Genomic DNA, 14024 nt, shown 5'->3' on the forward strand with positions numbered 1-14024 from the left:
CGCCTTCCCCCCCGCCCTCCCCCCCCCCCCCCCCCCCCCCCCCCCTCCCCCCTCCCCCCCCCCCCCCCCCCCCCCCCCCCCCCCCCCCCCCCCCCCCCCCCCCCCCCCCTGCCCGGACGTCACCGCCCGGACGTCACTGCCAGGACGCCCGGCCGCTGCCTGGGGTTATCGATTTTGGAGCCGGGGCCGGCGTCGGGTAATGTTCTTTCTGCGCCGCCCGGGAGGGAACGGACGAGGGAGCGAAACCCTCCACCCGGCCCCGAACGAGAGGCGCAACGCCTGAGAAGGCCCCGACAGGGGTTCAACTCTGGTGGGGTATGGTGTAATTGGCAGCACGAGTGATTCTGGTTCATTTAGTCTAGGTTCGAGTCCTGGTACCCCAGCGCAGTACGCAAGTCCAGCAGTACAAGTGAAGAACAAGCCCCCGTTGTGTAGCGGCCTAGCACGCTGCCCTCTCACGGCAGTAGCGCCGGTTCGAATCCGGTCGGGGGTACCGATCCCGCAAGGGATCACCTGGAAAGCCCCCGTTGTGTAGCGGCCTAGCACGCTGCCCTCTCACGGCAGTAGCGCCGGTTCGAATCCGGTCGGGGGTACTGATCCCGCAAGGGATCGCCAGGAAGCCCCCGTTGTGTAGCGGCCTAGCACGCTGCCCTCTCACGGCAGTAGCGCCGGTTCGAATCCGGTCGGGGGTACTCCAGAGCATGAAGCCGGTGGGTTATCCCATCGGCGCTTGCTTTGTGTTGGGGTATGGTGTAATTGGCAGCACGAGTGATTCTGGTTCATTTAGTCTAGGTTCGAGTCCTGGTACCCCAGCCAGAAATTGGAAGGCCCCGGTTTCCGGGGTCTTTTTTGCATTTCCCGGAGCATTCCGAAGGGCCCCGCGCGGTGGTGCTGCGCGGGGCCCTTTCCGGGTGCGGCGGTCAGCCGCGGCGGAGGGCCTCGGTGAGCCGGTTCGCGGCCTCGATGATGGCCTGGGCGTGCAGGCGGCCCGGGTGGCGGGTCAGCCGCTCGATCGGGCCGGAGACGGAGACGGAGGCCACCACGCGGTTGGAGGGGCCGCGCACGGGAGCGGAGACGGACGCGACGCCCGGCTCGCGCTCGCCGATCGACTGGGCCCAGCCGCGGCGGCGGACGCCGCTGAGCGCGGTGGCGGTGAAGCGGGCGCCCTGGAGGCCGCGGTGCAGCCGCTCGGGCTCCTCCCAGGCCAGCAGGACCTGGGCGGCCGAGCCGGCCTTCATCGGCAGGGTGCTGCCGACCGGGACGGTGTCCCGCAGACCGGAGAGCCGCTCGGCGGCGGCTACGCAGATCCGCATCTCGCCCTGGCGGCGGTAGAGCTGTGCGCTCTCGCCGGTGACGTCGCGCAGGTGGGTCAGAACCGGGCCCGCGGTGGCGAGCAGCCGGTCCTCGCCCGCCGCGGCGGAGAGTTCGGACAGACGGGGGCCGAGGATGAATCGCCCCTGCATGTCCCTGGTGACCAGACGGTGGTGTTCGAGTGCGACGGCGAGCCGGTGGGCCGTGGGGCGCGCCAGACCGGTGGCGGCGACCAGCCCCGCCAACGTGGCGGGGCCCGACTCCAGTGCGCTCAGCACCAGAGCGGCCTTGTCGAGAACGCCGACGCCGCTAGAGTTGTCCATGCGCTAAGACTGCAGTCTCATTCCGCGAGACGCAAGTTCAATCTTCCGGGAAAAGCGCCACTCTGGATGCAGCAGCCCGGGAGGCATCCAGGATGCGACCTCACCAGAGTGTCCGCATCGTGGACAGCGATCCGGCGTGCAGGTCGCGAGAACGCGCCCGCCACAGGGCGGCGGGAGCTCCGACCTCGACGACACGAGAAGGCCGGCAACGCGGCCGGCTGGAGGGAATCCGATGGGACGGACACTCGCAGAGAAGGTCTGGGACGACCACGTCGTGCGGCGCGCGGAGGGAGAGCCCGACCTGCTCTTCATCGACCTCCACCTGCTCCACGAGGTGACCAGCCCGCAGGCCTTCGACGGGCTGCGGCTGGCCGGCCGGACGGTCCGCCGCACCGATCTGACGATCGCCACCGAGGATCACAACACCCCCACCGTGGACATCGACAAGCCGATCGCCGACCCGGTGTCCAAGGTGCAGCTGGAGACGCTGCGCCGCAACGCCGCCGAGTTCGGTGTCCGGATCCACTCGCTCGGCGACATCGAGCAGGGCGTCGTGCACGTGGTCGGCCCGCAGCTGGGCCTGACCCAGCCCGGCATGACCGTGGTCTGCGGCGACTCCCACACCTCGACCCACGGCGCGTTCGGCGCACTGGCGTTCGGCATCGGCACCAGCCAGGTCGAGCACGTGCTGGCCACCCAGACGCTGCCGCTGGCGCCGTTCCGGACCATGGCCGTCACGGTCGAGGGCGAGCTGCCCGAGGGCGTCACCGCCAAGGACCTGATCCTGGCCGTGATCGCCAAGATCGGCACCGGCGGCGGCCAGGGATACGTCCTGGAGTACCGCGGTTCGGCGATCCGGGGCCTGTCCATGGAGGCCCGGATGACCATCTGCAACATGTCCATCGAGGCCGGCGCCCGGGCGGGCATGATCGCCCCGGACGAGACCACCTTCGGCTACCTCAAGGGCCGTCCGCACGCCCCGCAGGGCGAGGACTGGGACGCCGCCGTCGCGTACTGGTCGACCCTGGGCACCGACGAGGACGCGGTCTTCGACCACGAGATCTTCGTCGACGCGGCCGCGCTGACCCCGTTCGTCACCTGGGGCACCAACCCCGGCCAGGGCGCCCCGCTGGGCTCCGACGTGCCGGACCCGGCCTCCTTCGCCGACCCGCAGGAGCGCGCGGCCGCCGAGAACGCCCTCGCCTACATGGGCCTGGAGGCCGGCACCCCGCTGCGCGAGGTCACCGTCGACGCCGTCTTCGTCGGCTCCTGCACCAACGGCCGGATCGAGGACCTGCGCGCCGCCGCCGCCGTCGTGGAGGGCCGCCGGATCGCCGACGGCGTACGGATGCTCGTCGTCCCCGGCTCCGTCCGGGTCGCCCTGCAAGCCGTGGAGGAGGGCCTGGACAAGGTGTTCACCGCGGCCGGCGCCGAGTGGCGCCACGCGGGCTGCTCGATGTGCCTGGGCATGAACCCCGACCAGCTCGCCCCCGGGGAGCGCTGCGCCTCCACCTCGAACCGCAACTTCGAGGGCCGGCAGGGCAAGGGTGGCCGGACCCACCTGGTGTCCCCGCAGGTCGCCGCCGCGACCGCCGTCCTGGGCCGTCTGGCCGCACCGTCCGATCTGCCCTCCGACCTGGCGGACACCAACGTGGCTGTGGAGGCCTGAGAACCATGGAGAAGTTCACCACCCACACCGGCCGGGCCGTTCCGCTGCGGCGCTCGAACGTGGACACCGACCAGATCATCCCGGCCCACTGGCTCAAGAAGGTCACCCGTTCCGGTTTCGAGGGCGGCCTTTTCGAGGCCTGGCGCAAGGACGAGTCGTTCATCCTCAACCAGCCCGAGCGGCAGGGCGCCACGGTCCTGGTGGCCGGCCCGGAGTTCGGCACCGGCTCCTCCCGTGAGCACGCCGTCTGGGCGCTGCAGAACTACGGCTTCCACGCGGTCATCTCGTCGCGCTTCGCGGACATCTTCCGTGGGAATTCCCTGAAGAACGGACTGCTGACGGTCGTCCTGCCGCAAGAGACCGTGGAACAGCTCTGGGCGCTCACCGAGAGTAACCCTTCGGCCGAGATCACCGTTGATCTGGAAGCCCGCGAAGTCCGGGCCGAGGGCGTCACCGCGTCTTTCGAACTGGACGACAACGTCCGGTGGCGGCTGCTCAACGGGCTGGACGACATCAGCATCACCCTGCGGAACGAGGCCGACATCGCGGCCTTCGAAGCGACCCGTCCGACCTTCAAGCCCCGTACTCTGCCGGTTGCCTGAGATCCCCTCAGAACAAGCATTCTGGCGATCCACCGGATGGCCCGCCTCCCCTTCGGGGGGGCGGGCCATCCGCCGTTCCGGAGCACGAGTTAGCGCCGCGGCCCACCCCGGATTGCCCATTTGGCTTTGCCGGAGAGGGCCCCGCGCAAGTACAACTGCGGGTAGATGGCACAATCAGTACATGCACCGGCACCATGAACCTCCGTACGCGGGCGGCGAACCCGCGGCTCCGGAGTCCGTGGGCCGGGGATCCGAACGCCGAATTGACGATCGGCCGGACGTCGCCTCCGCACCAGCTGAGGGGCCGGACGACCAGGAAGTCGCAGCGCTCTACGCGCTTGTGGCCGAGCGGTTGAAGCAAGCTCACGCCCGCGTGCATGCGCTGAACGTGTCTGCCGATGCAAAGACCGCTCTCTCCCGTCAACTCCTCATCGTCACCGAGACCGCCAAGCGCGATCTTCCGGAGGCGGCAAGGCGGTTGAGTCGCTTTGTACATGACCTCGACGAGGGGCGCCCGCCCGTCGCCTGAGGTCGCCGACGCGCAAATCCATTGCGACACTAGGGTGATTCGCGCGTTTGGTAATTGAAAGTCCGCAGATACATACCTAACGTGCGAAAAGAACGGATGGAATCATCCGGCGCCCGTTTCCGAAGGGGAAGACGTGAACAAGGCTCAGCTTGTCGAAGCGGTGGCCGAGCAGCTGGGCGGTCGCAAGGCTGCCGCAGAGGCCGTCGACGCAGTGCTCGACACCATGGTCCGTGCCGTTGTGGCCGGTGACCGGGTTTCGGTCACTGGTTTCGGCACCTTCGAGAAGGTGGAGCGCTCCGCGCGCTTCGCCCGCAACCCGCAGACCGGCGAGAAGGTCAAGGTCAAGAAGACCTCGGTGCCCCGCTTCCGTCCCGGCCAGGGCTTCAAGGACCTGGTCAGCGGCAGCAAGAAGCTGCCGAAGGAAGGCCCCTCGGTGAAGAAGGCCCCCAAGGGCTCCCTCACCCCGGGCAAGAGCGGCGTCGCCGCCACCCCGGCCGCCAAGCGCGCCGCCACCAAGCGTGCCGCCACGGCCGCCGCCGCCGCTCCGGCCAAGAAGGCCGCCGCCAAGAAGACGGCGACCACGGCCGCGGCCAAGAAGGCGACCACCACCGCCGCCGCGAAGAAGGCGACCGCCACCAAGAAGGCGACCACCACCGCCGCCGCGAAGAAGACCACCGCGACCGCGACCAAGAAGACGGCCGCCGCCGCCAAGAAGGCGACCACCACCGCCGCCGCCAAGAAGACCACCGCGACCGCCAAGAAGGCGACCGCGACGGCCAAGAAGACGGCTCCGGCGAAGAAGACCGCCACCCGCAAGACCACCGCGCGCAAGACCTCTGCCAAGTAGTCCCGCGCAGCGGTCCTCGGACGGCCTTCGGCAGAGAGCCGCGGCACCCCCCCTCCGTGAATTGCGGAGACCGGGTCGCCGCGGCTCTTTCGATTTCCGGGCGCTTAGTCAGGATTCTGCGACCGACGGTGACCAGGCACGGAACGCGGCGGCGGGCGTGCCGGACGGCGGGGGAGGACCAGCGGGGGGACGGTCAGCGGAGGACGGTCAGCCCGCGGCCGGGTCGGGGAAGGTCTGCAGCGTCACGAAGACCACCCGGCGGGCCTCGCCGGCGCCCTCGGTGCGGATCCGCACCCGCTGGCCCGGTCGCAGCAGCCGCAGACCGCCGGCGTCGAAGGCGGCCGCGTCGAACGGCACCGGGGTCCCGTCGTCGAGCAGCACGGAGCCGGCCCGGGTGGCGGGGTCGAAGGTGAACGCGGTGGCCTGCATGGCAGCAGCATAGCGAGCGGCCCCGGCCGACCGGGCGGCGTCCCGCGGGGCGCCGGTCAGGCCCGCGCCAGCCGGGCGAACAGGACGCTGGTGTACGGGCCGAGGCCGAGCGCCGCGGCCTCGCCGAGGTCCGCGCCGGTGTCGACGTCCCGGCGCACCGACTCCACGTCCGCCAGGCGAAGTTCGAGTGCTCCGCCGGCCGCGTGCCGGGCCCGCGAGCCGTCCCCGAAGGCGGGCGAGAGCGGGCGGCCGGGGGTACAGGCGAGCAGCGTGGTGCCGAGGCCTGGGGAGTCCGGCAGGAAGGCCCGGCCGTCCGGCGGCACCGCGCCCAGCACCCGGGCCAGTTCGACCGGGCGCAGGGCCGGCAGGTCCGCCGAGAGGGCGGCCAGCGGCGAGCGCGGGGCGAGCGCCAGGGCGGCCGCCGTGCCGTGCACCAGCGCCTCGTTGAGGCCCTCGCCGGGTTCGTCGGCGACCACCACCGCGCCCAGTGCCGCCAGCCGGGCGCCGGCCGCCGCGTCCCGGGTGACCACCAGGACCCGGGCGACGCCCGGGGTGGCCAGTGCGGCGGTGGCGGTGTCGAGCGCGAAGGACAGCGCGAGGTCCGCCCGGTGCGGCCCGGCGTACGGGGCCAGTCGGCTCTTCGCGAGGGCGAGCGGCTTGAGCGGCAGCACCAGCGACCAGTCGGTGGCGGGTGCGGGGGGCGCGACGGGCCCGTTGGGGCGTACGGTGTCCTGGGTCATCGGCGTCATTGTGACGCCGGTCCCGGAGCCCTCGCCAGGCCGTCCGATCTGTGCGGACGTGCGTTTGATCACGCCTGCCGGGCGGGTTGGTGCGGTCGCTCGACAGCCGGTGAGCAGCCGGGCGAGACTGTTCCGCGCCCGTCACCCGGGCACCGGTCCCGTACCGGTGCGCGGCACCGGGAGGTTATGACCGCGGCACCCCACGTGCCGCTTCGGATGAGGAGGACCTGGGGTGGCCCGCCGCTCGTACGCCAAGTTCGGCAACGCCGACTACGGCATCTGGTACCGCTTCGCGGCCGTGCTGGTGAAGCCGGTGACGACCGCGCTGGTGAAGCCCGACTGGCGGGGCTGGGAGCACCTTCCGAAGGAAGGCGGCTTCATCGCCGCGGTGAACCACAATTCGATCATCGACCCGGTGATCTACGCGCACTGGCAGTACAACAGCGGCCGTCCGCCGCGCATTCTCGGCAAGTCCTCGCTGTTCTCGATTCCCTTCATCGGATTCATGCTGCGCAAGACCGGCCAGATTCCGGTGTTCCGCGAGTCCACCGATGCCGCGCAGGCTTTCCGGGCCGCTATCGACGCCGTCAACGGCGGCCAGTGCGTGCAGTTCTACCCGGAGGGCACGCTCACCCGGGACCCGGACCTGTGGCCGATGACCGGCAAGAGCGGCGTCGCCCGGGTCGCGCTGATGACCGGCGCGCCGGTCATCCCGGTCGCACACTGGGGAGCGCACGAGATCATCCCGCCGTACGGCCGTCCGGGCTTCGGGAAGGGCAAGTTCAACCTCTTCCCGCGCCACCGGGTCACCGTGGCGGCGGGGCCCGCGGTGGACCTGAGCAAGTACCGGGGCCAGGAGCTCACCGCCCAGGTGCTCAACGACGCCACCGAGGACATCATGACGGCGATCACCGCCGTGCTGGCCGACGTCCGCGGCGAGGAGCCGCCGGCCGAGCGCTACGACATGCGCAAGGCCGCCCGGAACCGCGCCGCCGCGGCCGCCGCCGAACGCCGGCGCGCCAAGGGCGGCAACGACGACGAGGAGGGCGGCCGGTGACCCGCTGCGCAGTGATGGGGACGGGCTCCTGGGGCACCGCCTTCGCGATGGTGCTGGCCGACGCGGGCAGCGACGTCGTCCTGTGGGCCCGCCGCCAGGAACTCGTCGACGCCATCAACACCACGCACGAGAACCCGGACTACCTGCCGGGCGTGCCGCTGCCGGGCTCCGTCCGGGCCACCACCGACGCCGCCGAGGCGCTGGCCGGCGCCGACTTCGCCGTCCTGGTGGTGCCCTCGCAGACGCTGCGCGACAACCTGGCCGCCTGGACGCCGCTGATCGAGCCGCAGACCGTGCTGGTGAGCCTGATGAAGGGCATCGAACTCGGCACGGCCAAGCGGATGAGCGAGGTGATCGACGAGGTCACCAAGGTCGGCCCGGAGCGCGTCGCGGTGGTCAGCGGGCCCAACCTGGCCCGGGAGATCGCCAACCGGCAGCCCGCCGCCAGCGTCGTCGCCTGCGCGGACGAGGCGGTCGCCAAGCGGCTCCAGGCGGCCTGCCACACGCCGTACTTCCGCCCGTACACCAACACCGACGTGCTGGGCTGCGAGCTCGGCGGGGCGGTCAAGAACGTGATCGGCCTGGCGGTCGGCATGGCGGCCGGCATGGGGCTCGGCGACAACACCAAGGCGACGCTGATCACCCGCGGGCTGGCCGAGACCACCCGGCTCGGCGAGGTGCTCGGCGCCGACCCGCACACCTTCGCCGGGCTCGCCGGGATGGGCGACCTGGTCGCCACCTGCTCCTCGCCGCTGTCGCGCAACAACACCTTCGGCATGAACCTGGGCCGGGGCATGTCGCTCGCGGAGACCATCGCGGCGACCCGGCAGACCGCGGAGGGCGTCAAGTCCTGCGAGTCGGTGCTCGACCTGGCCCGGCGCAACGGCGTCGACATGCCGATCGTCGAGGCGGTGGTGGATGTCGTGCACAACGGGCGGCCCACCCAGGAGGCGCTCCAGGCCCTGATGTCCCGTTCGGCGAAGGCCGAGCGGCGCTGAGCGGTGCCGAGCGGTGCCGAGCGGTGCCGAGCGGCGCGGACGGCGAGGCGGTGGTCCGGGGCGGTGGTCGGGGGCGGCTGACGCCCCGGAAACCCTTCGCACGGTAGTCTCAAACCCGATATGAGCATCGAACAGTCCTCCCCGAACCCGTCCGCTGCGAAGCCGCGCGTCGCGCTGGTCTTCGGCGGACGCAGCTCCGAGCACGGCGTCTCGGTGGTCACCGCCGGCAGCGTGCTCAAGGCGATCGACCGCGAGAAGTACGAGGTGCTCCCGATCGGGATCACCCCCGAGGGCCGCTGGGCGCTGGTCAGCGACGAGCCCGCCCGGATGGCGATCACCGACGGCCGGATGCCGGACGTCCCGGGCGTCGCCGAGTCCGTGGACGGGCAGGTCGCGCTGCCGATCGCCCCGGGCGACCGGGAGGTCGTCCTGAGCGAGCCGGGGAGCACCCCCAAGGCCCTCGGCGAGGTCGACGTGGTGTTCCCGCTGCTGCACGGCCCCTGGGGAGAGGACGGCACCCTGCAAGGCCTGCTGGAGCTGTCCGGCGTGCCCTACGTCGGCAACGGCGTACTGTCCAGCGCGGTCGGCATGGACAAGGAGTTCACCAAGCGGATCCTGGCCTCGCACGGCCTGGGCGTCGGCCGGTACACCATCGTGCGGCCGCGCGACTGGGAGAGCGAGGCCGGCCGCGCCGCGGTGCGCGAGCTGGCCGCCGAGCTCGGCCTGCCGCTGTTCGTGAAGCCCTGCCGGGCCGGCTCCAGCATGGGCATCACCAAGGTCAAGGACCTCGCCGACCTCGACGCCGCGATCGAGGAGGCCCGCCGGCACGACCCCAAGCTGATCATCGAGGCCGGCGTGAGCGGCCGCGAGATCGAGTGCGGCGTGCTGGAGACCGAGGACGGCCCGAAGGCCAGCCTCCCGGCCGAGGTGCTGGTCGGCGACGGCTTCGACTTCTACGACTTCGAGGCCAAGTACATCGACTCGTCCGAGGTGCAGATCCCGGCGAAGCTCGACGACGAGCAGACCGCCGAGATCCGCCGCCAGGCGGTGGCCGCGTTCGACGCGCTCGGCTGCGAGGGCCTGGCCCGGGTGGACTTCTTCCTGCTGGAGGACGGCACCTGGATGGTCAACGAGATCAACACCATGCCCGGCTTCACCCCGATCTCGGCCTACCCGAAGATGTGGGAGGCCACCGGGCTGTCCTACCCGGAGCTGATCGACCGGCTGCTCCAGGCGGCGCTGCGCCGCTCGACCGGCCTGCGGTAGCCGCGCGCGAACGACGGAGGGCGGGCCGGGAAGCTCCCGGCCCGCCCTCCTCGGCGCGCTCGCGGGCTCAGCCCGGGACGGTGGCCTTCACCGCGCCGGTGAGGGCGGCGGCCGGGTCGAAGGGGTTGGCCGAGGCACCGGCCGGGACGGTCACCTCGACGTAGGCGGCGCGCATGGTCGTCACGAAGCGGTAGCCGCCGTCGGTGAGCTTCTGCGACCACCAGGTGACGTCGTCCACGGTCGGCGACCAGTCCTTGGCGTGCTCGCCGTCCAGTTCCTCCGGACGGTCGATGCCGCAACGCAGCACCGTGCGGGGCGAGCTGGCCCACGCGGCCACGTACGGCGAGGCGGGCGACGGGTCCTTGCGGGCGTGGCCGAGCAGCTCCTGCGGCAGGGCCGCGGCCAGCGCGCGGCAGTACTCGGCCGCCTTGCCGCCCGGCCGGGGGGCCGCCACCGATTCGTCGGCGGAGCCCCAACTGCCGAGCAGCACGACGACCGTGCAGGTCAGGGCGAGCGGCAGGGCCAGCCAGCGGACGGGCGCCGGCAGTGCCGTCAGCGCCCGTGGGATTCGGAGTTCTCTGGCCACCCGCCGATGGTAGCCGGGTCTTACAGGTGCACCACCGGACAGGTGAGGGTGCGGGTGATGCCCTCGACCTGCTGGACCTTGGCCACCACCAGGCGGCCCAGGTCGTCCACGGTGTCGGCCTCGGCCCGGACGATGACGTCGTACGGGCCGGTGACGTCCTCGGCCTGGAGGACGCCGGGAATCTCGGAGATCGACTGGGCCACGGCGGTGGCCTTGCCGACCTCGGTCTGGATCAGGATGTATGCCTGTACCACGGGGACCTCCGGCGGCCGGTTACGGGGATCGCCGCCGTGATCGCCCGGACGGTCGTCGGGGTGGGAACGGGCTCACCGGCAGTCTGATCACCACGCTACCGCGCGGTGGGCCGGGGAGGGGAGACCCCGACACCCCGGAAGGGCGTACGCTGCGCGCGGGGGCGCGACGGGGACGAGTTCAGATGGACATGCGAGAGGACGGCAGATGCAGGGGACCGTGGGCGAGCTCGGCGAGTTCGGTCTCATCAGGGAGCTGACCGCCCGGGTGCCGCTCACCGACGCGGTGGACCTCGGCCCCGGTGACGACGCCGCGGTGGTGAAGGCCCCGGACGGCCGGGTGGTGGCCACCACGGACGTCCTGATCGAGAACCGGCACTTCCGCCGGGACTGGTCCACCGCCTACGACGTGGGCCGCAAGGCCGCCGCCCAGAACCTCGCCGACGTGGCCGCCATGGGAGCGGTGCCCACCGCGATACTGCTCGGCCTGGTCGCCCCCGCCGACCTGCCCACCACCTGGGCCACCGAGCTGATGGACGGGCTGCGCGACGAGTGCCAGGTGGCCGGGGCGACGGTGGTCGGCGGCGACGTGGTGCGCGGCGACACCGTCACGCTGGCCATCACGGCGCTCGGGGACCTCCAGGGGCGCGCGCCGGTGACGCGCGCCGGCGCGCAGGTCGGCGACGTGGTCGCGGTGACCGGCTGGCTCGGCTGGTCGGCCGCCGGACTCACCGTGCTGCAACGCGGCTTCCGCTCCCCGCGCGCCTTCGTCGAGGCGCACCGCCGGCCCGAGCCTCCGTACCACGCGGGCCCGGGCGGCGCCGAGTTGGGCGCGACCTCGATGATCGACGTGAGCGACGGACTGGTCGCCGACCTCGGCCACGTGGCCCGGGCCAGCGCGGTGGACATCGACCTGAAGGCCGCCGACTTCGACGTCCCGGCGCAGATGGCCGACATCGGACAGGCGGTCGGGGTGGACCCGCTCGTCTGGGTGCTGTCCGGCGGCGAGGACCACGCGATCGTGGCGACCTTCCCGCGCGGGGTCCAACTCCCGGCCCGCTGGCGGGTGGTGGGCGAGGTGACCGGCCGCCCCCGGGGCAGCCGCAGCGGCCGGGTGACGGTGGACGGCGCGCCCTGGGACCGGGTCGGCGGCTGGGACCACTTCGCCGAGTGACGGGCGGCCGCGCCGATTGTCGTACGGCACACGGCGGGTGACCCCCGGACACCGGCGCGCGGCGGGCGGCGCGTGACCCCCGGACTCGCGGCGCACGGGCTTCGCGGGTCCGTTTTGCGTAGGCTGGCGACAACCGAGCCCGCCCGCCGTCTGGTGTGGGTGGTCTGAACCACTGCGAGCGGGAGCGCACCCAGTCATGCGTATCGGTGTACTGACCAGCGGCGGCGACTGCCCCGGCCTCAACGCGGTGATCCGCTCCGTCGTGCACCGGGGCACGGACGTGCACGGCGACGAGATCGTCGGCATCCTGGACGGCTTCCTCGGCCTGATCGAAGGCCGCACCCGGCCGGTCTCGCACGACGACGTCACCGGCCTGCTCACCCTCGGCGGCACCGTCCTGGGCTCCGCCCGGGTGCAGCGCGAGCGGATCTCCTGGGCGGTGGAGAACGCGAGGACGCTGGCCCGGGACATCGGCATCGACGCGCTCATCGCGATCGGCGGCGAGGGCACGCTGACCGCCGCCAGGCTGTTCAGCGACGCCGGACTGCCGGTCGTCGGGGTGCCCAAGACCATCGACAACGACATCAACGCCACCGACGCCACCTTCGGCTTCGACACCGCGGTGCACGTCGCGACCGAGGCGATCGACCGGCTCAAGACCACCGCGGAATCCCACCAGCGCGTCATGGTGGTCGAGTTGATGGGCCGTCACACCGGCTGGATCACCCTCACCGCGGGCATGGCCGGCGGCGCGCACGGCATCCTCATCCCGGAGAAGCCCTTCGACATCGAGGCGGTGGCCCGGATGGTCGACGACCGCTTCGACCGCGGCAAGAAGTTCGCCATCATCGCCGTCGCGGAGGGCGCCGCCCCGCTGCCCGGCACCATGCGCTTCGACCACGGCGAGGTCGACCAGTACGGCCACCGGACCTTCGGCGGGATCGGCAACCGGCTCGCCCACGAACTGGAGAACCTGCTCGGCAAGGAGGCCCGCCCGGTCATCCTCGGGCACACCCAGCGCGGCGGCACCCCGACCGCCCGGGACCGCGTGCTCGCCACCCGCTTCGGCTGGCACGCCGTCGAGGCCGTCCACCAGGGCGCGTTCGGCCACTTCACCGCGCTGCGCCGGACCGGGATCGAGCTGGTGCCGATCGCCGACGCGGTGACCAGGCTGAAGACGGTGCCGGAGGACCGCTGGGTGGAGTCCGAGGCCGTGCTCTGAGGCCGTGCTCTGGTCGCGCGCAGGTAGGGTGCCGCGCTCCGAACGCGCGCAGGTAGGTTGACCTCATGGCCCACCCGTCTCCCACCCCCGCCCCTGGCCGACGCGCTGCGCGCGGCCCCTCCACCGCCCCTCCCCGCGTGCTCACCGTCGCCGGCTCCGACTCCGGCGGTGGCGCCGGCATCCAGGCCGACCTCAAGGCGATGCTCGCTCTCGGCGTCCACGGCATGAGCGTGATCACCGCCGTCACCGCGCAGAACTCGCTCGGCGTCCAGGGCTACTGGGAGCTGCCCGCCGAGGCCGTCCGGGCGCAGTTCCGCAGCGTGGTCGACGACATCGGGGTGCAGGCCGTGAAGACCGGCATGCTCGCCTCGATCGAACTGGTCGAGACCGTCTCCGAACTGCTGGCCGGGGTGGACGCCCCGGTGGTCGTCGACCCGGTCGGCGTCTCCAAGCACGGGGACGCCCTGCTGGCCGCCGAGGCCGTCGCCACCGTCCGCGAACGGCTGCTGCCGGTCGCCACCCTGGCCACCCCCAACCTGCACGAAGTGACCCAGCTCACCGGCCGGACGGTCGAGGACGAGGGGCAGATGCTGGACGCCGCCAAGGCGTTGCTCGACCTCGGGCCGGGCTGGGCGCTGGTCAAGGGCGGCCACCTGGAGGGTGAGGCCGCGGACCTGCTCTACGGCGGGCCCGGCGAGGTGCACTGGTACCGGGCGCCGCGCTACGACAACCGGCACACCCACGGCACCGGTTGCACCCTGGCCAGCGCGATCGCGGCCGGGCTGGCCAAGGGCGAGTCGCTGCCGGAGGCGGTCGGCTCGGCCAAGGCCTACATCACCGGCGCGATCGCCGGCGGCTTCGCGCTCGGTGCCGGGATCGGCCCGGTCGACCACGCCTGGCGCTGGCGCTGACCCGGCCAGTGGGGGGGGCCGGGGGGCCGCCCCCCCCCACAGAGGTGGGGGGGGGCGGGCGTGGGGTGGGGCGTCTGAGGGGTCGTGGCCGGGGAGTGGGGCCCCGCGG

Annotated in this window: 15 protein-coding genes and 5 tRNA genes; 15 read left to right on the forward strand and 5 right to left on the reverse strand. The window is 72.4% G+C overall.

The features are described 5' to 3' along the window. Positions 1-311 precede the first annotated feature (311 nt). The 5 genes from AC07BF_RS20320 (at position 312) to AC07BF_RS20340 (ending at position 816) form a co-directional block, all read left to right on the forward strand. Positions 312-383: transfer RNA gene (locus AC07BF_RS20320), tRNA-Gln, on the forward strand. Positions 384-420: 37 nt separating this feature from the next. Beyond that, positions 421-493: transfer RNA gene (locus tag AC07BF_RS20325), tRNA-Glu, on the forward strand. Between the two features lie 27 nt (positions 494-520). Next, positions 521-593: transfer RNA gene (locus tag AC07BF_RS20330), tRNA-Glu, on the forward strand. 26 nt (positions 594-619) lie between these two features. Next, positions 620-692, forward strand: a tRNA-Glu gene (locus AC07BF_RS20335). Between the two features lie 49 nt (positions 693-741). Continuing rightward, a tRNA-Gln gene (locus tag AC07BF_RS20340) sits at positions 742-816 on the forward strand. Positions 817-920: 104 nt separating this feature from the next. On the opposite strand, the gene AC07BF_RS20345 is transcribed toward AC07BF_RS20340, so the two are convergent. Next, positions 921-1634: an IclR family transcriptional regulator gene (locus tag AC07BF_RS20345; RefSeq protein ID WP_063347714.1), complete on the reverse strand. Its 714-nt coding sequence runs from the start codon at positions 1632-1634 to the stop codon at positions 921-923. Positions 1635-1866: 232 nt separating this feature from the next. On the opposite strand from AC07BF_RS20345, the gene leuC reads away from it, so the two are divergent. The 4 genes from leuC to AC07BF_RS20365 all read left to right on the forward strand — a co-directional run bounded on the left by leuC (position 1867) and on the right by AC07BF_RS20365 (position 5281). Further along, positions 1867-3303, forward strand: a complete 1437-nt coding sequence (gene leuC, locus AC07BF_RS20350) for a 3-isopropylmalate dehydratase large subunit (protein WP_363585715.1) — start codon at positions 1867-1869, stop codon at positions 3301-3303. Between the two features lie 5 nt (positions 3304-3308). Next, positions 3309-3905 carry a 3-isopropylmalate dehydratase small subunit gene (gene leuD / locus AC07BF_RS20355; RefSeq protein WP_363585716.1) on the forward strand — a complete coding sequence of 199 codons (597 nt, stop codon included), beginning with the start codon at positions 3309-3311 and terminating at the stop codon, positions 3903-3905. A 181-nt stretch (positions 3906-4086) separates the two neighbouring features. Further along, complete coding sequence (locus AC07BF_RS20360) at positions 4087-4434, forward strand: SCO5555 family protein (RefSeq protein WP_371517045.1); 348 nt, start codon at positions 4087-4089, stop codon at positions 4432-4434. A 133-nt stretch (positions 4435-4567) separates the two neighbouring features. Continuing rightward, positions 4568-5281: an HU family DNA-binding protein gene (locus tag AC07BF_RS20365; protein ID WP_350882962.1), complete on the forward strand. Its 714-nt coding sequence runs from the start codon at positions 4568-4570 to the stop codon at positions 5279-5281. A gap of 207 nt (positions 5282-5488) precedes the next feature. Here the strand turns inward: AC07BF_RS20365 and AC07BF_RS20370 are convergent, their stop codons facing one another. Together AC07BF_RS20370 and cofC are read right to left on the reverse strand one after the other, a co-directional pair. Next, positions 5489-5710, reverse strand: a complete 222-nt coding sequence (locus tag AC07BF_RS20370) for a hypothetical protein (protein ID WP_063347710.1) — start codon at positions 5708-5710, stop codon at positions 5489-5491. Between the two features lie 56 nt (positions 5711-5766). Then, positions 5767-6450 carry a 2-phospho-L-lactate guanylyltransferase gene (cofC, locus tag AC07BF_RS20375; protein ID WP_363585717.1) on the reverse strand — a complete coding sequence of 228 codons (684 nt, stop codon included), beginning with the start codon at positions 6448-6450 and terminating at the stop codon, positions 5767-5769. Between the two features lie 232 nt (positions 6451-6682). Here cofC and AC07BF_RS20380 point away from each other — a divergent pair, with 232 nt between their 5' ends. From AC07BF_RS20380 to AC07BF_RS20390, 3 genes are all read left to right on the forward strand, one after another. Then, positions 6683-7507 (forward strand): lysophospholipid acyltransferase family protein, encoded by an 825-nt coding sequence (locus AC07BF_RS20380; protein WP_350882958.1) that lies wholly within the window; start codon positions 6683-6685, stop codon positions 7505-7507. A 14-nt stretch (positions 7508-7521) separates the two neighbouring features. Further along, positions 7522-8505 (forward strand): NAD(P)H-dependent glycerol-3-phosphate dehydrogenase, encoded by a 984-nt coding sequence (locus AC07BF_RS20385; protein WP_079135606.1) that lies wholly within the window; start codon positions 7522-7524, stop codon positions 8503-8505. Positions 8506-8625: 120 nt separating this feature from the next. Further along, on the forward strand, positions 8626-9771 hold the full coding sequence (locus tag AC07BF_RS20390; protein ID WP_400988860.1) for a D-alanine--D-alanine ligase family protein: 1146 nt from the start codon (positions 8626-8628) through the stop codon (positions 9769-9771). A 67-nt stretch (positions 9772-9838) separates the two neighbouring features. Here the strand turns inward: AC07BF_RS20390 and AC07BF_RS20395 are convergent, their stop codons facing one another. Both AC07BF_RS20395 and AC07BF_RS20400 read right to left on the reverse strand, forming a co-directional pair. Continuing rightward, entirely contained in the window at positions 9839-10357 is a 519-nt protein-coding gene (locus tag AC07BF_RS20395; protein ID WP_400988862.1) for a DUF3515 domain-containing protein, read from the reverse strand. Positions 10358-10377: 20 nt separating this feature from the next. Then, positions 10378-10611: an Lrp/AsnC family transcriptional regulator gene (locus AC07BF_RS20400; RefSeq protein ID WP_363375953.1), complete on the reverse strand. Its 234-nt coding sequence runs from the start codon at positions 10609-10611 to the stop codon at positions 10378-10380. A gap of 205 nt (positions 10612-10816) precedes the next feature. On the opposite strand from AC07BF_RS20400, the gene AC07BF_RS20405 reads away from it, so the two are divergent. From AC07BF_RS20405 to thiD, 3 genes are all read left to right on the forward strand, one after another. After that, positions 10817-11782 carry a thiamine-phosphate kinase gene (locus AC07BF_RS20405; RefSeq protein ID WP_363585718.1) on the forward strand — a complete coding sequence of 322 codons (966 nt, stop codon included), beginning with the start codon at positions 10817-10819 and terminating at the stop codon, positions 11780-11782. A gap of 196 nt (positions 11783-11978) precedes the next feature. Then, complete coding sequence (locus tag AC07BF_RS20410) at positions 11979-13004, forward strand: ATP-dependent 6-phosphofructokinase (RefSeq protein ID WP_363585719.1); 1026 nt, start codon at positions 11979-11981, stop codon at positions 13002-13004. Between the two features lie 65 nt (positions 13005-13069). After that, on the forward strand, positions 13070-13915 hold the full coding sequence (gene thiD, locus AC07BF_RS20415; RefSeq protein WP_400806236.1) for a bifunctional hydroxymethylpyrimidine kinase/phosphomethylpyrimidine kinase: 846 nt from the start codon (positions 13070-13072) through the stop codon (positions 13913-13915). Positions 13916-14024 lie beyond the last annotated feature (109 nt).

This window comes from Kitasatospora sp. NPDC043950, from assembly GCF_056435345.1.